Here is a 17,824-nt window from a genome sequence, read left to right as displayed (position 1 = left end):
CCTAAGCGGTCTCCCCGGGGGCGGGGAGGTCGGGCGCCCAGCCCAGGGGGTAGGCGTCCGCGCCGCCCCCGGGCACGGCCGGTTCGCCGCCCGCCGCGGTGAACGCCGTCAGCGCCTCGATCAGCGCGGTGCACTGCTCCGGCGCGAGGCGTTCGACGATGGCGGCGACCTCCCTGCGGCGGGCGGAGGTGACGTCCTCCACCAGCCGGAAGCCCTCCGGGGTCACCCGCAGTGAGGTCTCCCGGCGGTTGGCCTGGTTGACCTGCCGCTCCGCCAGACCGGCGGCGATCAGCCGGTCCACCATGCGCATCGCGGTCGACGGGTTCACGCCGAGGCGTTCGGCGAGCGAGACCAGTTTGGCGTCCCCGTGCGTGGCGAGCACCACGAGCAGCCGGAACTGGGGCAGCGTCACCCGGTCCTCGACCGTCGCCAGCGAGCGGGCGGACACCGCCACCAGCAGCCGCGACGCCGTGAGCACCGCGCGCGTCACCGCGTCGACGTCGTCCCGGCCCGGGGAGGACGGTCGTTCCTCAGATGACTGTTCGTGCGCGGCCATGCTTCTTTGTACCGTGCGCGACGGCCGTACTCGAATCCGGTGCCACCCGTGCCCCGCGGGCCCGTCAGCCCTTCCGGGCCAGCAGGTACACCTCCCGGAACTGCCGCCGGTCGGCCGGCTGCGGCTCGCGCACCATCCGGGCCGTCTCGGCCAGCCCGGCCGTGCGCAGCGACGCGGCGAGGTGGTCGGGCCACCACCGGTAGGCCGGTGCGACCGCGTGGTCGAAGACCTGCGTCGGGTACGCGGGGCCTTCACTGGCGGAGAAGCCGATCAGCAGATAGCCGCCGGGGGCCAGCACCCGGTGGAACTCCGCCAGGATCCCGGGCAGCTCCCGCGGCGGTGTGTGGATGACGGACCACCGGGAGAGAACGCCGCCCAGCACGCCGTCGGCGATGTCCGGCGCGGCCATGGAGCCGATGTCGAACCGCAGGTCCGGATAGGCGTGCCGCGCCGCTTCGATCATCGCGGAGGACACGTCGACGCCGAACGCGGAAAGGCCCAGGGTGTCCAGATGGGCGGTGACATGGCCGGGTCCGCATCCCAGGTCCGCGACCTGCCCGTCCCCGTTCGCGCGTACGTGCTCGGCGAAGGCGCCCAGCATCGCGCGGTCCAGCGGCCGGTCGCGGAGCTCGTCGCCGAACAGCTCGGCATAGGTGCGGGCGGCGGTGTCGTAGGCCTCGCGGGTCGCCGTGAGGGCATCGTGTTCGACCATGGCCGCGAGACTAAGGGCTGTCCCGCCGTGTGGCCTTCACCCGGTCACTCCCCCGGCACACCGAGGCCGAAACGGTGTCGAACCGTCACCGAATCCTTGACTCAGGACCATGACACCCACCTTTGGACTGTGCAACGTTTGCATAGTGATGCCTGAACCCGTACCTCTGCCCGGACCGCAGCGTCCGCCCCCGCCGACCGGCGTGCGGCGCGCCGCGGCCCGGCTGCCCGTCCACATGTTCCGCGCGGGGCTCGGACCGCTGTTCCGGGGCCGTCTGCTGCTCCTCGTGCACACCGGGCGCGCCTCGGGCCTTTCCCGGCGGACGGTGATCGAGGTCGTCGAGTCCGCGACGGCGGACGGCCGGCGGAGCTGGACGGTGGCCTCCGGCTTCGGCCCGGGCGCCGACTGGTACCGCAATCTGCTCCGTACGCCGCATGCCACCGTCCAGGTCGGGCGCGGCTTCCACGCCGTGACGGCGCACTTCCTGCCGGCCGAGGAGGGCGGCGAACTGATGGCACGGTACGCGCCCCGCCACCCCAGGACCGCCCGCCGGCTCTCCGCGTTCATGGGGTTCACGGTCGACGGCGGCGCGGAGGACTACCGGCGGGTCGGCGAGTCGATCCCGTTCGTCCGGCTGGTGGAGAGCCCGGGGCCCGGCCGCTGAACCCGGGCCGCCGGGGTGTCAGGCCGGTGCCGCCCCGGTCTCCTCGACCAGGTGCGGACGGGGTGCGCCCCGGCGGTAGAGGATCGCCGTGATCAGCAGGCCGAGGGCGAAGAAGCCCGCCGACCACCAGTACGCGGTGGAATAGCTCTCCAGCTGGGCCTGGGCGAGGGCGTCCGGCGTCGGTTTGCGGCCCACCATGTAGTCGGTGGCGGCGCTGGTGGCCAGGGTGTTGAGCAGCGCCGTACCGATGGAGCCGCCCACCTGCTGGCTGGTGTTGACCATCGCCGAGGCCACTCCGGCGTCCCGCGCCCCCACCCCGGCGGTGGCCAGGTTCATCGCCGTGGCGAAGACCATGCCGAGCCCGAGGCCCATGCAGAGCAACGGCGGCAGCACATGGGCGAGATAGCTGCTGCTCAGGTTCAGCGTGGTCAGCCACATCATGGCGGCCGCCGCGAGTCCCATACCGAGCGGAACGATCGGCTTCGCGCCGAACCGCGGCACCAGTGTGTTGGTCGTCGTCACGGACGCCACGATCATGACGGCGACCATCGGCAGGAAGGCGGCACCCGTGGAGACCGGCGAGTACAGCAGGCTCTTCTGGAGGTAGTACGTCAGGAACAGGAAGACGCCGAACATGCCGGCGCCGGAGATGAACATGCCGAGGAACGAGGCCGCACGGTCCCGGTCCAGCACGACGCGCAGGGGCAGCAGCGGGTGCTCCGCCCGGGTCTGCCACCACGCGAACGCGACGAGGAGCACCGCACCGGCCAGCAGGAACCCCCAGGTCTGCACCGAACTCCACGGATGCGTCTCGGCGTTGGAGAACCCGAACACGATGCAGAAGAGCCCGGAGGAGACCAGCACGGTCCCCGGGATGTCGAGCTTCGGCCGGTTCGCCGGCGCACCGGCGGTGAGCAGACGCGCGCCGCCGACGAAGGCGACGAGCGCGAACAGCAGGTTCACGTACAGGCACCAGCGCCAGTCCAGGTACTCGGTGAGCACCCCGCCCAGCAGCAGCCCCACCGCACCGCCCGCACCCGCGATGGCGCCGTAGATCCCGAACGCCTTCGCCCGCTCCTTGGGCACGGTGAACGTCGTCGTGAGGAGCGAGAGCGCGGCCGGGGCGAGGAGCGCCCCGAACATGCCCTGGAGGGCGCGGGCCAGCACCAGGACCTCGAAGCTGGGGGCGGCGCCGCCGATGGCCGAGGCGACCGCGAAGCCGACCAGACCGGTCAGGAACACCACCCGGCGGCCGACCAGGTCGGCGATGCGTCCGCCGAGCAGCAGCAGCGAGCCGAAGGCGAGGGCGTACGCCGTCACGATCCACTGCCGGTTACCGTCGCTGAAGCCGAGGTCCTGCTGGGCGGAGGGCAGTGCGATGTTCACGATCGTCGCGTCGAGGACGACCATCAGCTGGGCCAGCCCGATCACGCCCAGCACCCACCACCGGTGGGAGGGCCCGCGCTCCTGTCCCGGCGCGGGCCGGGACGCGGCTTCGGTGGCCACCCGCCCCCGTCTGCCGTTCTCGGAGGGTTCCCCTGCCTGACGTGAATGACGGGCCATGGTGCGGATCTCCCTCGCTGCACACGACACCGGAACCCCCCGGGTGATCACGCTAGGCGGAGCTCGGCCTCCTCGCATGCGGGGAGGGCCGCCGACGGGAAACGCTGCCGGAACCCGGCAGCGGGAGGGCGCGGGGACGCTGTCGTGCGCAGGACGGCGGGACACCGTCCGCCGGTGGCTGCCCGACAGCGCGGGCTCAGATCTCCTTGGCCGGCCAGTCCAGCAGCCGGGCCCCGATCACCGCGGTCTGCAGGGTGTAACGGTGCATCGGGTCGGACGGGTCGGAGCCGGTGAGCTGGTGGATCCGCTCCAGCCGGTACGTCAGCGCCCGCACGCTCAACGCGAGGCGCCGGGCCGTCTCGGCCGCGACACAGCCGGCGTCGAAGTACACGGCGAGCGTCTTCAGCAGCGGCTCCGCGCCGCCCCGCGCCTGCTGGAGCGGGCCGAGCTCGCTGCGCACCAGATCGGCCATCGCCTGCCGGTCCCGGGTCAGCACGGGATAGACGAGCAGATCCGCGGCGTACAGCACGGGGTCGTCCAGCCCCATCCGGTCCGCCAGGTCGAGCGCGTCCAGCGCCTCGTCGTACGACTGGACCACCCCGCCCGGCCCCCGGTGGGCCCGGCCGACCGCCACCCGGCCGCCGTCCGTCGCCGCATGCGCCTGCTTGGCGAAGTACCGCAGGACATCGGGCTGGTTGCCGGGCGCGATACAGATCATCCGGCCGTCCTTCGTCGTGAGCAGGATCTTGCGGCCGCTGAACCGGGCCAGCAGCGCCGACTCCACCTGCCGCGGCACGGCGTCGGTCTCGGTGTACGCCTCCGGGCCCGCCGCCACCGCGACGGCGTGCGCGCGGGAGAGCCGCAGCCCGAACCGGGTGGCGCGCTCGGCGAGCCGGCCCAGGTCGCTGCGTCCGTACAGCAGGTCGTCGATGAACTCCCGGCGAGCGGCCTCCTCCCGCCGGACGGTGAGGCGCTGGGCCCGCTCGAAACCCTCGGCGAACGCGTCGACCGTCTGCTCCACCGCGGCCAGCACGCTCTCGGTGGACGCGGCGGTGGCGGCCGCCGTCGCTCCGGGGACGGCGGACGGCCAGGTGGCGCGGGCCCCGGCCAGATGCATCCGGACCAGGGCGCGCAGCTGGTACCCGGACTCGGCCGCCTGCCTGCCGAGGGTGCGGCGGGTGTCGAGCTCCTCCCGGGTGAGCCGTCGTCCGGAGACGGCGACCTCGCCCAGGATCTGGGCGTAGCCCTCCAGAAAACTGTCGGGAATCACCGGTTCCGCCACGCCCCGCCTCCACTCCTCATGCGTCACTGATATTTACACAACGCATACGCGCGCATGCCGGTGCCCGGCATCGAGCACGGAGAAAGATTGCCGGATTCCGGCAATGCGGCTGACCGGCTGCGGATGACACGATCCTGTCAGCACCAACCGGGGGACCACGGGGGAAACACGGGGGTGCAGGGGGACGGGGGAAGGCCCGGTTGCCGCGGTGCCGTTGGGACGGCGCCGCGGCTCCGGGGTCATCACCGGCCCCCGTGACACGCACCGGCACAACGCCGGATCAGCGGGCAGGGGGTGGACCGATGCAGGAGTTCCTGACCGCGACGCAGTCCTTCCCGGCCGTGCTCTTCTCCGCCGCCCTGGTCGTCGTCATCGCCTTCTGGCTGCTCGTCCTGGCCGGTGCGGCCGACCACCACTCCTTCGACGCGGACCTCGACACCGATCTCGCCGGAATCGGCGGCGTGCCCGTCACCGTCTCGGTCTCCGTGATGGTGGCCGTCGGCTGGTTCTCCGCGCTGACCGGTTCGGTCCTGCTCCACCGCGGCGACACCACCGGAACCGTCCGGGCCGCGCTCGCCCTCGGCATCCTCGTCGGCGCGCTGCTGGTCGCCTGGGCCGTGGTGCGGCTGCTGGTGCGCCACTTCCGCCGATTCTTCGCGGACCAGCCTCCTCCATCGCGCCAGGACTTCCTGGGCCGGGTCTGCACGATCCGTACCGGCTCGGTCGGCACGGACTTCGGTCAGGCGGAGGTCGCCGCGGCCGACGGATCCACCGCGATCGTGCAGGTACGCCAGCTGGCGCCGGCCGACGACGCGCTGTCGGCCGGGAGTCCGGGACTGCTGTACGCGTACGACGCCGTGGGCGAGTTCTTCTGGGTCTCCCCGTACGACCGTGCGCTCGACCCGGGACCGCCGCCGCCCCTGCCGCGTACGCACCGCCGTACGCCGCCCCGCCGCACCTCCTGATCCGGGCGCGCGCCGTACCGCTCCGTGCTGCCCCGTGCCGCTCCGCGCTGCCCGGACCCGCACGGGGCCGCGCACCACCTCTCCTTCTCCTCCCGTCCGCACCACCAGCCGCCAAGGACTGTCATGGAAGCCATCTCCTTGGGCCTCGGCCTGCTCGTCGCCGTGGTCCTGCTCATCGCGATCGCCCTGCTCCTGGTCGTCACCCGGCTCTTCCGCAAGGTGGAGCAGGGCAAGGCCCTGATCATCTCCAAGACCAAGAAGGTCGACGTGACCTTCACCGGTGCCGTCGTCCTGCCCGTGCTCCACAAGGCCGAGTCCATGGACATCTCGGTGAAGACCATCGAGATCCGCCGTACCGGCCGCGAGGGCCTGATCTGCCAGGACAACATCCGCGCCGACATCCACATCACGTTCTTCGTCCGGGTCAACAAGACGGTCGAGGACGTCATCAAGGTCGCCCAGGCGATCGGCACGGAACGGGCCAGCGACAAGGTGGCGATCCAGGAGTTCTTCGCCGCCAAGTTCTCCGAGGCGCTCAAGACCGTCGGCAAGCAGCTGGACTTCGTCGACCTCTACACCAAGCGCGAGGAGTTCCGGGACCGGATCATCCGGGTCATCGGCACCGACCTCAACGGCTACCACCTCGACGACGCGGCGATCGACTTCCTCGAGCAGACCCCGATGGTGCAGCTGGACGGCGCCAACATCCTTGACGCACAGGGCATTCGGAAGATCACCGAGCTGACGGCGATCGAGCACGTACGGACCAACGAGTTCCAGCGCACCGAGCAGAAGGAGATCACCCGGCAGGACGTCGACGCCCGGGAGACCATCCTGGAACTGGAGCGCCGGCAGGCCGAGGCCGAGATCAAGCAGCGCCGCGAGGTCGAGACGCTGCGCGCCCGCGAGGAGGCCGTCACCGCCCGGGTCCAGGAGGAGGAACGCCTCGGCGCCCAGGCCGCGTTCATCAAGACCGAGGAGCAGCTCGGCATCCAGCGGGAGAACCAGGCCCGAGAGATCGCCGTCGCGCAGAAGAACCGCGAGCGGGTCATCGCCGTGGAGAACGAGCGCATCGAGAAGGACCGCATGATCGAGGTCATCGGGCGCGAGCGGCAGACCGAACTCAACCGCATCGCCGCGACGAAGGAGGTCGAGGCGGAGCGCCGCGAGGTCGCCGACGTGATCCGCGAACGCATCGCGGTGGACCGTACGGTCGCCGAGCAGGAGGAGTCCATCAAGACCCTGCGGTCCGTCGAGGAGTCCGAGCGCACCCGCAAGTCCGTGATCATCGCCGCGGAGGCGGAGGCGCAGGAGCAGCTGGTCAAGGACATCAAGGCGGCGGAGGCGGCCGAGGCGGCGGCCACGCACCGGGCCGCCGAGCAGCTGACGCTCGCGGAGGCCCGGCTGAAGACCGCGGACCTGGACGCCCGGGCCAAGCTGCGGCTGGCCGAGGGGGTCCAGGCGGAGTCCGCGGCGCCCGGACTGGCGGACGTACAGGTGCGGGACGCGGCGGCCGAGGTCATCGAGAAGACCGGCCGGGCCGAGGGCGAGGCGACGTCCGCCCGGCTCAGGGCCGAGGCGGAGGGCTCCCGGCTCAAGGCGCTCGCGACGGCCGAGGGCACCCGCGCCCAGGCGACGGCCGACGCGGCGATGATCGGCGAGAAGCTGAAGGCCGAGGCGGCGGGGCTCACGGACAAGGCGGCCGCGATGGCGGCACTGGACGACGCGTCGCGCGGGCACGAGGAGTACCGGCTGCGGCTGGCCGCGGAGAAGGAGATCCGGCTCGCGGGTCTGGAGGTCCAGCGCCAGGTCGCCGAGGCGCAGGCGACGGTGCTGGCCACGGGTCTGGAGAACGCCGACATCGACATCGTCGGCGGGGAGTCGGTCTTCTTCGACCGGCTGGTCTCGTCCATCTCCCTGGGCAAGAGCCTCGACGGGTTCGTCGAGAACTCCGACACGGCGAAGGCGCTGGGCGGTGCGTGGCTGAACGGCACGTCGTCGTTCACGGACGACGTGACACGGGTGCTGGGGTCGGTGTCGTCGGGTGACGTACAGAACCTGACGGTGTCGGCGCTGCTGATGCGGATGATGGCGGCGCCGGGGGTGGGGGGCGTCGGCGCGGACCAGGTCCGCCAACTCCTGGACCACGCACGGTCCCTGGGCCTGGCGGACACCCCGGTCGGCGCCGTGCCGAGCCCTTCGCCCTCGCGGAACGGTACGCCGGTGGGGTAGCCGGGGCCCTTTGTCCTCAATCGCCGGACGGGCTGAATTGGACCGTGCCCCGTCCACCTGAGGAGCCCCGGGGCACGGTCCGTCCTCAATCGCCGGACGGGCTGGGGATGCCCGGACAGGCGGGGCGCCCGCGGACTCACGACAACGCCGGGCACATCGAGCCCCTCCGGCATTCGAGGACAGCCCGGGCCCGAAATCAAGCCCGTCCCGCGCTTGAGGACAGCCCGCGCCCGAAATCAAGCCCGTCCCGCGCTTGAGGACGGACGGCCACCCGGCCCCACCCGCACCGCACGACCGACGGCCGCCCACCAAGCCCGTCCGCGCTTGAGGACACAGCCCGGCGCACCGGAACCCGAGGCCACGACCAAGCCCGTCCGGCGCTTGAGGACAACGCCGGCCGCAGGCCACACCACCGCCCCGCCCCAAGGAGCCACCCGCATGGACACCGCCACCGCATCACCCCCGCACGGCCCCGAGGACGGGGTCTACGACGTGCTGCGGCGGCGGCTCCGCACCCAGGCCGCCGAGCTCGCCCACCGCGCCGGGGCGCTCAACGCACGGCGGACCGAGGAGTTCGGCTCCACCGGACTCCAGCTGCTCGGCAGCGAGCGGGTCCGGACGGCGCAGCCGTCCACCCCCCGCGACCTCGTGGCCATCGGCGGACAGCTCCTGTTCGGCTTCGAGCGCGGCCCCGGCCGGCGCGACGAGCCCGCGGTCGACGACGTACTCACGGCTTTCGACACCGATTTGACCCCCGCCACCGCCCCGCTCCTCGCCGACGAGCCCTTCGTCCGCGAGTTCGGCGGCCTCCACCGCTACTACCGCGACGCCCGCCTCCTGCGGCTGCGCCGCACCAACGGCCGGCTCCTCGCCGTCTTCCGTACCGGCGAGAACGCCGAGGACATCCGCGTCCTGCGCTGGGCGCTGAACGCCGACGGTTCGCCCGGCGCGTTCCTCGACGCCCGCGGCGAGCGCGACCACGTGTTCCCGCCGTCGCACGGCTTCACCTGGACGGTCGCGGGCCGCGAGGCCCACATCGCCGGCCGTCACCCGCACATCGCCATCGGCGCACGCCGCACCGAAGACGGCGACCGCGCCCCGCTCTACCTCTCCACGCTCGGCGGACACCTCACGCTCAAGACCGCCGACGACACGGAGACCCCCGACGGGATCTACCGCGAACCCGTCGCCGAACCCCTCCAGTCGCTCGCCGACGCCGAGGTCGCGTACGCGGAGTCCGGGCCGCTCGTCCTGCTCCGCGTACGGCCGTACAAGGAGGAGGCCTGGCGCCATCTCGTCTTCAACGGGCTCCTCGGCACCGTGCGGCGGCTGGACGGGATCGGTCCCTCCTGCCATCTGCTCCCCGAGGACCAGGGGATCATCTTCCCCGGCGGCTACTACCTGACCGCCGGCACCGCGAAGACCTTCGACGTCGCCGAACCCCTCACCGACCCCGTCTTCGAGGGTGCCGTCCGCTCCCCCAACGGCGAGGACGTCCTGTACGCGTTCCGTTCGCGGGCGGACGGGCGCAGCCTGCTGCTCCCGTACAACGTGATCCGGCAGGAGGTCGCCACCCCGCTCCAGGGCTGCGGCCACGCGCTGCTCGACGACGGCACGCTGGTGCTCCTGCGCGACCCGGTCGAGGGCCGGGACGCCGGCCCGGCCCGCGTCCACCCGGTGCAGCGCTGGCGGACGCCGTACGTCTCCGACACCTTCGCCGCCTCCCGCCCGCCCGGGACGGGCCCGCTCGCCCGCGTCGGCAACGCCGACCTCGTGCGCGGCATCTCCGACTGCCTCGCACTCGCGCAGAGCGCCGAGGCGACCACCCCCACGGCCGCCGTCTACGGCCGGCTGGTGGCGGACTGCTCCCGTGCCACCGACCGCTACCACTGGCTGGACGACGACGAACTCGGCGCTCTCGGAGCCCCGTTGGCAGCGCTGCGCGACACCGCGCAGCACGTGCTCGCCGAGTTCGACGCCGTGCAGGAGCAGACCCTGAGCGCCGCCGAAGCCCTCACCGAGACGGCGGACCGGATCACCCTCCTCGTCCGCCGGGTCCGCGGCGAAGCACCGCGCTCGGCCGCCGAATGGGTCGACCGGCTGACCGAACTACGGGCCGCTCACGGCCACTTGGCGAGCCTCGCCGAGATGCGGTACGCGGACACCGGACGGATCGCCGAACTCACCGCCGCCACCGCCGACGACATCACCTCGGCGGGCCGGCGCGCGGTCGCGTTCCTGTCCGGCGACGACGCGTTCACGGGCTACCACGAGGACGTCGTCCGGCTCACCGCGCAGGCTTCCGCCCTCGCCACCGTCACCGACGCCACCGCGCTCGGCGAGCGGCTGGCGGGGATGACGGACGGGCTGAGCACGGTGACGGACGTCGTCGCCGGGCTCGACATCGGTGACGGCGTGGTCCGCACCTCGATCCTGGAGCGGATCGCGGGCGTCCTCGGCGGGGTGAACCGGGCCCGCGCCACGCTCGACGCCCGCCGGCGCGCCCTGCTCGACCAGGAGGGCCGGGCCGAGTTCGCCGCCGAGTTCGCACTGCTGGGGCAGGCCGTCACAGCCGCGCTGGCCGCCGCGGACTCCCCGGACGCCTGCGACGACCAGCTCGCGCGGCTTCTCCTCCAACTGGAGAACCTGGAGGCGCGGTTCGCCGAGTTCGACGACTTCCTCGCCGAGCTGGGCGAGCGGCGGACGGAGGTGTACGAGGCGTTCTCGGCCCGAAAGCAGACGCTTCAGGACACCCTCGCCCGCCGGACGGAACGCCTCGCGGCCTCCGCCGCCCGGGTCCTGGAGACCGTCGCCCGCCGCGGTTCCGCGCTGGCCGACGCGGACGCCGTGCACACCTACTTCGCCTCCGACCCGATGGTCGCCAAGGTCCGCCGCACCGCCGATGAGCTGCGCGGGCTCGGCGACACGGTCCGGGCCGAGGAGCTCGACGGGCAGCTGCTGGCCGCCCGCCAGGAGGCGGGCCGGGCCCTGCGCGACCGCAGTGAGCTGTACGCGGACGGCGGGGCGACGATCCGGCTGGGCCGGCACCGGTTCGCGGTGAACACCCAGCCGTTCGAGCTGACGCTGGTGCCGCAGGCGGACGGGCTCGCGTTCGCCGTGACCGGCACCGACTACCGGGCACCGGTCACCGATCCGGGCTTCGCCGACACCCGCCCGTACTGGGACCGGCTGCTGCCCTCCGAGTCACCGGCCGTCTACCGGGGCGAGCATCTGGCAGCCCGGCTCCTGGCCGAACACGGCGCGGACCGGCTGAGTGCGCTGGATGATTCCGAACTGGCCGCACTCGTACGGGAGTCGGCCGCCGCCGCGTACGACGAGGGGTACCAGCGCGGGGTCCACGACGAGGACGCCACGGCGATTCTCACCGTCCTGCTGCGGCTGCACGCGACCGCCGGGCTTCTGCGTTGCCCGCCCGCCGTACGGGCAGCCGCCCAGCTGTTCTGGGCGTACGGGACGGACGAGGCCCGCCGGACGTCCTGGACGCGCCGGGCCCGATCCCTGGCGCGCGCCCGTGAGACGTTCGGTCTCGGCCCGGCCGTCGCCGCGCTCCAGGAGGAGTGGGCGTCGGTCATCACGGGTGACGACTCCCGGGCCGTCGCCGCGTATCTCTTCGAAGAGCTGACCAGCGGCCCCGATGGCTTCGTCACCGCCGCGCACGTCCGTACGTTCCTGGACAAGTTCCGTCGTACGACCGGGACTCCGGCGTACGACGAGGACCTCGACGCCCTCGCCGACGACCTGCCGGCCCGCCGCCAGCTCGTCGAGGGCTGGCTCACCCCGTACGCCCGGGCGAGCGGGGCCGACCTCGACGCGGGCGATCTCGCGGAGGCCGTCGCCGTCGAGCTCTGCCCGGAGCCGGTCCTGGTTCGCTACGAGGACGAGGCCCCGCTCACCGCGACCGTGGACGGCCTCCTCGGCGTGCATCCGCGCATCGAGCGAGGCCGGCTGACCGTTCGGATCGACGAACTCCTCGCCCGTACCGAGGAGTTCCGCACCACGGCGGTCCCCGGCTTCCGCGCCTACCAGCGCCGGCGCACCGCCCTGGTCTCCGCCGAACGCACCCGGCTGCGGCTGGACGACCACCGGCCCCGGGTCATGTCCGCGTTTCTCCGCAACCGGCTGCTCGACGAGGTCTACCTGCCCCTGATCGGCGACAGCCTCGCCAAGCAGCTCGGCACCGCGGACGCCGGCCGGCGTACCGACTCGCAGGGCCTGTTGCTGCTCGTGTCGCCGCCCGGCTACGGCAAGACGACGCTCATGGAGTACGTCGCCGACCGGCTCGGGCTGGTCCTCGTCAAGGTCAGCGGGCCGAACCTCGGCCACGACGTGACCTCGCTGGACCCGGCGCAGGCCCGCAGCGCGACCGCGCGTCAGGAGATCGAGAAGATCAACTTCGCGCTGGAGGCGGGCAACAACACCCTGCTCCACATCGACGACATCCAGCACACCTCACCGGAACTGCTCCAGAAGTTCATCCCGCTCTGCGACGCCACCCGCAGCATCGAGGGCGTACGGGACGGCGAGCCGCGCAGCTACGACCTGCGGGGCAAGCGGTTCGCGGTGTGCATGACGGGCAATCCGTACACCGAGTCCGGGGAGCGCTTCCAGGTCCCGGACATGCTCGCCAACCGGGCCGACGTCTGGAACCTGGGCGAGGTGCTGAGCGGGCGCGAGGACGTCTTCGCGCTGAGCTTCGTCGAGAACGCGCTGACCGCCAACCCGGTGCTGGCGCCGCTCGCCGGCCGGTCCCGCGAGGATCTCGCCCTGCTGCTGCGGCTCGCCTCCGGTACCGACGCCACCGCCCGCGCGGACCGGCTCCAACACCCGTACGCACCGGCCGAAGTGGACCGGATCACCGCCGTGCTCCGCCATCTGCTGCACGCCCGCGACACCGTCCTCGCGGTCAACGCCGCGTACATCGCCTCGGCCGCGCAGACCGACGCGACCCGCACCGAACCGCCGTTCCGCCTCCAGGGCTCGTACCGCAACATGAACCGCATCGCGGAGCGCATCGTGCCCGTGATGAACGACGCCGAACTGTCCGCCGTCATCGACGACCACTACACGGGCGAGGCCCAGACACTCACCAGCGGCGCCGAGGCCGCCCTGCTGAAACTCGCCGCCCTGCGCGGGACGCTCGGCCCCGAGCAGGCGGCGCGGTGGTCCGCCCTCACCGCCTCGTACGTCCGCAGCCAGGCACTCGGTGGTCCCGACGACGATCCGCTGACCCGGGCGGTGTCCGCGCTCGGGCTGCTCGCGGACCGGATCGCGGCCGTCGAAACGGCGATCAGCAGGGCCGCCGACCCACGCCACCTGCTCTCCCGCCCACCGTCCGCACCCCACGCCGGAACGCCCTCCGCGACCCACTCCGGGACACGCGAAGGCCACTGACCGCATGACCCTACGGACCATCAGAAGGGAGCAGGGCATGCTGGGACATGTGCCTCCTCTTCCCCAGCAGCCCCAACGCTCCCCGTTCTCCGGACACATGGTCGTCTGCGGCGACGACGCGCTCGCCCAGCGGCTCGCCGTCGAACTGCGGTACGTCTACGGGGAGCGGGTCACCCTGGTCCTGCCGCCCGAACCCGGCACGAGCGGACCGGAGCTGCCCCTGACCGGGCGCGGCCGGGCGGCGGCCCTGTTCGGGCGGATGTCGTCGGCGATGAGCCGCAACGGGGGCAACGGCGCCGGGAACGGGGACGGCGACACCAATGCCGGAGTGGAGGCGGTCCGTATCCTCCAGGCGGCCGAACCCTCCGACGAGGCCTTCGAGGAGGCCGGCGTCGGCACGGCCGCCGCGCTGGCCCTCGTCTACGACGACGACGAACGCAACATCCGTGCCGCGCTGACCGCCCGCAGGCTCAACCCCCGTGTGCGGCTGGTGATCCGGCTCTACAACCGCAAGCTCGGCCAGCATCTGGAGACCCTCCTGGACCAGGCGGCGGCCGTCGCCTCACCCGGCATCGACCAGACCGTGCTGGACGCCTCCACCACGGTCCTGTCCGACGCCGACACCGCGGCGCCCGCACTCGCGGCGACCGCGCTCTCCGGCTCCAGCAAGGTGATCCAGGCGGAGGGCCTGCTCCTGCGCGCCGCCGAGCGCACCCCGCCCCGGGACGGCCAGGCCGTCCGCCCGGCCCTGTGCACGCTGGCCCTGCTCTCCTCCACCACCCATGACCCGGCCGGCACCGAGGGCTCCGACAGCAGCGGCGACGAGGGACCCCGGCTCCTGCCCGACCAGGCGCAGGTGGCCGCCGCGACCGGACGCGGAACGATCGTCCTGGAGGCCGTCAGCCGGCCGGGCCCCACCGGCCGCGTACGCCGGATGGGGGGCAGGGGCGCCCCGCTGGGCCAGGTCTTCTCGCGGCGGCTGCGCTGGTCCGCGCTGGGCGTCGGCACGGCCGTCCTGGGACTCGCGGTGGCGTCCACGTTCACCACCGGGGACGAGCCGGTGCACGCCGCGTATCTGACGCTGCTCGACCTGTTCGCGATGGGCGACCCGGCGATCGGTGACCCGACCGCCCGCCAGGTCATCCAGATCCTGTCGGGGGTCGCCGGGCTGATGCTGCTGCCCCTGCTGGTGGCCGGGGTTCTGGAGGCGTTCGGGTCGCTGCGCACCGCCTCCGCCCTGCGCCGGCCGCCGCGCGGTCTGTCGGGGCACGTGGTGCTGCTCGGTCTCGGCAAGATCGGTACGCGCGTCCTCGTCCAGCTGCGTGAACTCGGCATCCCCGTGGTGTGCGTGGAGGACGACCCGGACGCCCGCGGCATCCCCGTGGCGCGGCGGCTGCGTGTGCCGGTGGTCCTCGGGGACGTCACGCAGGAGGGCGTCCTTGAGGCGGCGAAGATCCGGCGATCCCGCGCGCTGCTCGCCCTGACCAGCATCGACACCACGAACCTGGAGGCCGCGCTGTACGCCCGCTCGGTCAAGCCTGACCTGCGCGTGACGCTGCGGCTCTTCGACGACGAGTTCGCCACCGCCGTCTACCGCACCCTGCGCACCGCCCACCCGCAGGCGCTGACCCGTTCCCGGTCGGTCTCGCATCTGGCGGCGCCCTCGTTCGCCGTCGCCATGATGGGCCGGCAGATCCTCGGGGCGGTGCCGGTCGAGCGGAAGGTGATGCTGTTCGCCGCGGTCGAGGTGGCCGGGCACCCGCAGCTGGAGGGCCGGACGGTGGAGCAGGCGTTCCGGGCCGGAGCCTGGCGGGTCCTCGCCCTGGACGTGGCCCGGCCCGCCGACCGCCGGCCGGACCTGGCCACGCCGGTCACGGGCGACGGCACCCAGGACCGGCCGGCCGGACTGGTCTGGAACCTGCACCCGGGGTACGTACTCCAGCCCACCGACCGGGTCGTCATCGCCGCGACCCGCCGCGGCCTGGCGGAACTCCTGCGCAGGCGCGCCTCGTTGACCCGGCACTGACACCGCGACCGGCGCCCCGCGATATCCGGATGCCCGGTGCGGCCCCGCCCGCCTACCCTTCCCTCCATGGACAGGGGACCGGAGCCGCGCCGCCTCAACGTCATCGACATCGAGGCGACCTGCTGGGACGGGCAGCCGCCGCCGGGGGCGGTGAGCGAGATCATCGAGATCGGGCTGACGGTCGTCGATCTGCACGCCCGCGAGCGCCTCGCCCGCCACCGCGTCCTGGTCCGCCCGGCCCGCTCCTCGGTCAGCGCCTTCTGCACCGAACTGACGGGCCTCACCCAGGCCGAGGTGGACACCGGGCTTCCCTTCGCCGACGCCTGCCGGCTGCTGGCGGCCGAGCACCGGGCCGGAGCCCGCGCCTGGGCGAGCTGGGGCGACTACGACCGCGACCAGTTCATCCGCCAGTGCCGGGCGACCGGCACCCCGTACCCGTTCGGCCGCCGCCACACGAACGCCAAGATCCCCTTCACCACCGCCCACGGCCTGCGCAAGCGCCCCGGCATGGCGCAGGCCCTCCGGATCGCGGGGCTCCCGCTGGAGGGCCGGCACCACAGCGGCGCGGACGACGCGTGGAACATCGCGGCGCTGATCCTGGACGTGACGGCTCGCGGCTGCTGGCCGCCGTCCGGCAACGCGCCCTAGATCAGGCCCCCCATCGCCTCCCGGACCTCGGCCAGCGTCGCGTCGGCGATGCCGTTGGCGCGCTCGTTGCCGGCCCGCAGCACGGACCTGACGTAGCCCATGTCCCGTGCGTACTCGGCCCGTCGGGCCCGCATCGGCGCCATCCGGCTGTTGACCGCGTCGGTCACGGTCCGCTTGAGGGCCGCCGCACCCCCGCCCCCGATCTCCTCGGCCACGTCATGCGGGTCCCGGTCGAGACAGAGCGCGGCGAGCCGCACCAGACCGGACACCCCGGGCCGGCGCTCGGGGTCGTACGTGATGTGCCGCTCGGCGTCCGTCGTCGCCCCCTTGATCAGCCGGGCCGTGGTGTCCTCGTCGGCGCTCAGGGCAACGGAGTTGGCGCGGCTCTTGCTCATCTTGGTGCCGTCGGTGCCGAGCAGCAGGGGCGCGGCGGAGAGCAGCGCCTCGGGTTCCGGGAAGAGCGGCGCGTAGCGCTCGTTGAACCGCCGGGCGACGGTCCGGGTCACTTCGAGATGGGGCACCTGGTCCTGGCCGACCGGCACCAGGTTGCCCTTGCAGAACAGGATGTCGGCCGCCTGGTGGACCGGGTAGGTGAACATCAGACCGCTGACGGCGGCCTGCCGTGAGTGCGCGATCTCGTCCTTGACCGTGGGGTTGCGGCCCAGCTCCGCGACGGAGACCAGGCTCAGGAACGGCAGCAGCAGCTGGTTGAGCGCGGGTACGGCGCTGTGGTTGAAGATCACCGAACGTTCCGGGTCGATGCCGACGGCCAGGTAGTCCAGCAGCAGCCCCTCCATGACCGGGGTGAGCCGCTCCGCCACGTCCCGGTCGGTGAGTACCTGGTAGTCGGCGACGAGGACGAACACCTCCACCCCGAGGTCCTGGAGCCGCACCCGGTTGTGGAGCGTGCCGAAGTAGTGCCCGAGGTGCAGCGCCCCGGTGGGGCGGTCGCCGGTCAGGACCCGGAAGCCGGCGGGGTCCCGGTGGATCCGCTCGTCGAGCGTGGCGGTGCGGTCCGGGCAGGTCGTGGTCATGGCTGGTCTCTCCTCGCGATGGTGTGTGCGTGGAGGACGGCCCCCGCCGGGCTCGGAGCCCGTACCGGAAGAGGGCAGAGAAAAGGGCCGTCCGTGGCGAACGGCCCTGGTCCCGCGCTGAAGAGGTGGCCGCTCCTAGGAGGAGCGCCACCGGTTGCGGCACGGTACGGGGGTCATGGGGCGAGCTTAGCGGGGCGCGGGTGCGGGGGCACGAGGACTTTCCGCCACCGTCAGGAGTTCGACCATCCGCGCCGGCAGAGCACGAGCCGGTACCCGTCCGGGTCCTCGACGGTGACGCCCCACTCGTTCCAGTACGGATTCGGCGAGGCGACCCGCGTGCCGCCGTGGGCCAGCAGCCGGTCCACCAGCTCCTGGGGCACGGGTCCGTCCAGGTAGAGGACGAGCAGGTCCTCGTCGGTGGGGCGGGGGTCCACGGGGTGGTCGCCGCCGTGCACGAGCTCCAGGTGCCAGGAGGCGTCCGGGTGTCCCAGCATGAGCAGATCGTGCGCGCCGGGCTCCCCGGCCCCCTCGGCGCGGAACAGAACCGTCAGCCCGAGCCCCGCCGCCCAGAACCGTTCGGCGGCCACGAGATCCCGGGACGGGCGGGCCATACGGACATGGGTGTGACCGGTGAACAGCACGGTGTTCCTCTCCGCCGTCGGCCCGCTCTGCGCGCGCCGGAACCGGCAGCGTAGGCGCCCGGCGCGGGTGCCCGCATCGGCTGTTGGTC

12 protein-coding genes are annotated in these 17,824 nt (G+C 73.0%); 6 read left to right on the top strand and 6 right to left on the bottom strand.

Going from position 1 to position 17,824, the window contains the following annotated elements; genetic code table 11:
* Nucleotide 1: 1 nt before the first annotated feature.
* Nucleotides 2–556 (bottom strand): MarR family winged helix-turn-helix transcriptional regulator, encoded by a 555-nt coding sequence (locus OG959_RS19730; RefSeq protein WP_326660218.1) that lies wholly within the window; start codon nt 554–556, stop codon nt 2–4.
* A gap of 64 nt (nt 557–620) precedes the next feature.
* Nucleotides 621–1,268: a class I SAM-dependent methyltransferase gene (locus OG959_RS19725; RefSeq protein ID WP_326660215.1), complete on the bottom strand. Its 648-nt coding sequence runs from the start codon at nt 1,266–1,268 to the stop codon at nt 621–623.
* Between the two features lie 148 nt (nt 1,269–1,416).
* Here OG959_RS19725 and OG959_RS19720 point away from each other — a divergent pair, with 148 nt between their 5' ends.
* Nucleotides 1,417–1,932: a nitroreductase family deazaflavin-dependent oxidoreductase gene (locus OG959_RS19720; RefSeq protein WP_326660214.1), complete on the top strand. Its 516-nt coding sequence runs from the start codon at nt 1,417–1,419 to the stop codon at nt 1,930–1,932.
* Nucleotides 1,933–1,950: 18 nt separating this feature from the next.
* Here the strand turns inward: OG959_RS19720 and OG959_RS19715 are convergent, their stop codons facing one another.
* Complete coding sequence (locus OG959_RS19715) at nt 1,951–3,495, bottom strand: MFS transporter (RefSeq protein ID WP_326660212.1); 1,545 nt, start codon at nt 3,493–3,495, stop codon at nt 1,951–1,953.
* Between the two features lie 196 nt (nt 3,496–3,691).
* Nucleotides 3,692–4,777 carry a PucR family transcriptional regulator gene (locus OG959_RS19710; protein WP_326660210.1) on the bottom strand — a complete coding sequence of 362 codons (1,086 nt, stop codon included), beginning with the start codon at nt 4,775–4,777 and terminating at the stop codon, nt 3,692–3,694.
* A gap of 302 nt (nt 4,778–5,079) precedes the next feature.
* Between OG959_RS19710 and OG959_RS19705 the strand changes: the two genes are divergently transcribed.
* From OG959_RS19705 to OG959_RS19685, 5 genes are all read left to right on the top strand, one after another.
* Nucleotides 5,080–5,742: a hypothetical protein gene (locus tag OG959_RS19705; RefSeq protein WP_326660209.1), complete on the top strand. Its 663-nt coding sequence runs from the start codon at nt 5,080–5,082 to the stop codon at nt 5,740–5,742.
* Nucleotides 5,743–5,865: 123 nt separating this feature from the next.
* Nucleotides 5,866–7,974 (top strand): flotillin family protein, encoded by a 2,109-nt coding sequence (locus OG959_RS19700; RefSeq protein WP_326660208.1) that lies wholly within the window; start codon nt 5,866–5,868, stop codon nt 7,972–7,974.
* Between the two features lie 438 nt (nt 7,975–8,412).
* Nucleotides 8,413–13,386, top strand: a complete 4,974-nt coding sequence (locus tag OG959_RS19695) for a DNA repair ATPase (RefSeq protein WP_326660206.1) — start codon at nt 8,413–8,415, stop codon at nt 13,384–13,386.
* A 37-nt stretch (nt 13,387–13,423) separates the two neighbouring features.
* Nucleotides 13,424–15,412 (top strand): NAD-binding protein, encoded by a 1,989-nt coding sequence (locus OG959_RS19690; protein ID WP_326660204.1) that lies wholly within the window; start codon nt 13,424–13,426, stop codon nt 15,410–15,412.
* A 66-nt stretch (nt 15,413–15,478) separates the two neighbouring features.
* A complete protein-coding gene (locus tag OG959_RS19685; protein ID WP_326660202.1) occupies nt 15,479–16,060 on the top strand; it encodes a 3'-5' exonuclease in 582 nt (193 codons plus the stop codon).
* Here the strand turns inward: OG959_RS19685 and trpS are convergent.
* Together trpS and OG959_RS19675 are read right to left on the bottom strand one after the other, a co-directional pair.
* The gene (gene trpS, locus OG959_RS19680) at nt 16,057–17,094 is read right to left on the bottom strand and encodes a tryptophan--tRNA ligase (RefSeq protein WP_326660200.1); all 1,038 of its coding nucleotides are present in this window, start codon (nt 17,092–17,094) and stop codon (nt 16,057–16,059) included. The two genes, OG959_RS19685 and trpS, sit on opposite strands and share 4 nt — an antisense overlap.
* 230 nt (nt 17,095–17,324) lie before the next feature.
* Nucleotides 17,325–17,705 (bottom strand): VOC family protein, encoded by a 381-nt coding sequence (locus OG959_RS19675; protein WP_442805751.1) that lies wholly within the window; start codon nt 17,703–17,705, stop codon nt 17,325–17,327.
* Nucleotides 17,706–17,824 lie beyond the last annotated feature (119 nt).

It is taken from the genome of Streptomyces sp. NBC_00385 (assembly GCF_035917155.1).
In the GTDB taxonomy this organism is placed as follows: domain Bacteria; phylum Actinomycetota; class Actinomycetes; order Streptomycetales; family Streptomycetaceae; genus Streptomyces; species Streptomyces poriferorum.
The sequence above is the reverse complement of the archived record's forward strand: the minus strand, read 5'-3'. Positions and strand labels throughout refer to the sequence as shown.

Coding starts and splice junctions, on each gene's coding strand:
- OG959_RS19730 (WP_326660218.1), bottom strand. CDS start 556: ATGGCCGCGCACGAACAGTCATCTGAGGAACGACCGTCCTCCCCGGGC.
- OG959_RS19725 (WP_326660215.1), bottom strand. CDS start 1,268: ATGGTCGAACACGATGCCCTCACGGCGACCCGCGAGGCCTACGACACC.
- OG959_RS19720 (WP_326660214.1), top strand. CDS start 1,417: ATGCCTGAACCCGTACCTCTGCCCGGACCGCAGCGTCCGCCCCCGCCG.
- OG959_RS19715 (WP_326660212.1), bottom strand. CDS start 3,495: ATGGCCCGTCATTCACGTCAGGCAGGGGAACCCTCCGAGAACGGCAGA.
- OG959_RS19705 (WP_326660209.1), top strand. CDS start 5,080: ATGCAGGAGTTCCTGACCGCGACGCAGTCCTTCCCGGCCGTGCTCTTC.
- OG959_RS19700 (WP_326660208.1), top strand. CDS start 5,866: ATGGAAGCCATCTCCTTGGGCCTCGGCCTGCTCGTCGCCGTGGTCCTG.
- OG959_RS19695 (WP_326660206.1), top strand. CDS start 8,413: ATGGACACCGCCACCGCATCACCCCCGCACGGCCCCGAGGACGGGGTC.
- OG959_RS19690 (WP_326660204.1), top strand. CDS start 13,424: ATGCTGGGACATGTGCCTCCTCTTCCCCAGCAGCCCCAACGCTCCCCG.
- OG959_RS19685 (WP_326660202.1), top strand. CDS start 15,479: ATGGACAGGGGACCGGAGCCGCGCCGCCTCAACGTCATCGACATCGAG.
- trpS (WP_326660200.1), bottom strand. CDS start 17,094: ATGACCACGACCTGCCCGGACCGCACCGCCACGCTCGACGAGCGGATC.
- OG959_RS19675 (WP_442805751.1), bottom strand. CDS start 17,705: ATGGCCCGCCCGTCCCGGGATCTCGTGGCCGCCGAACGGTTCTGGGCG.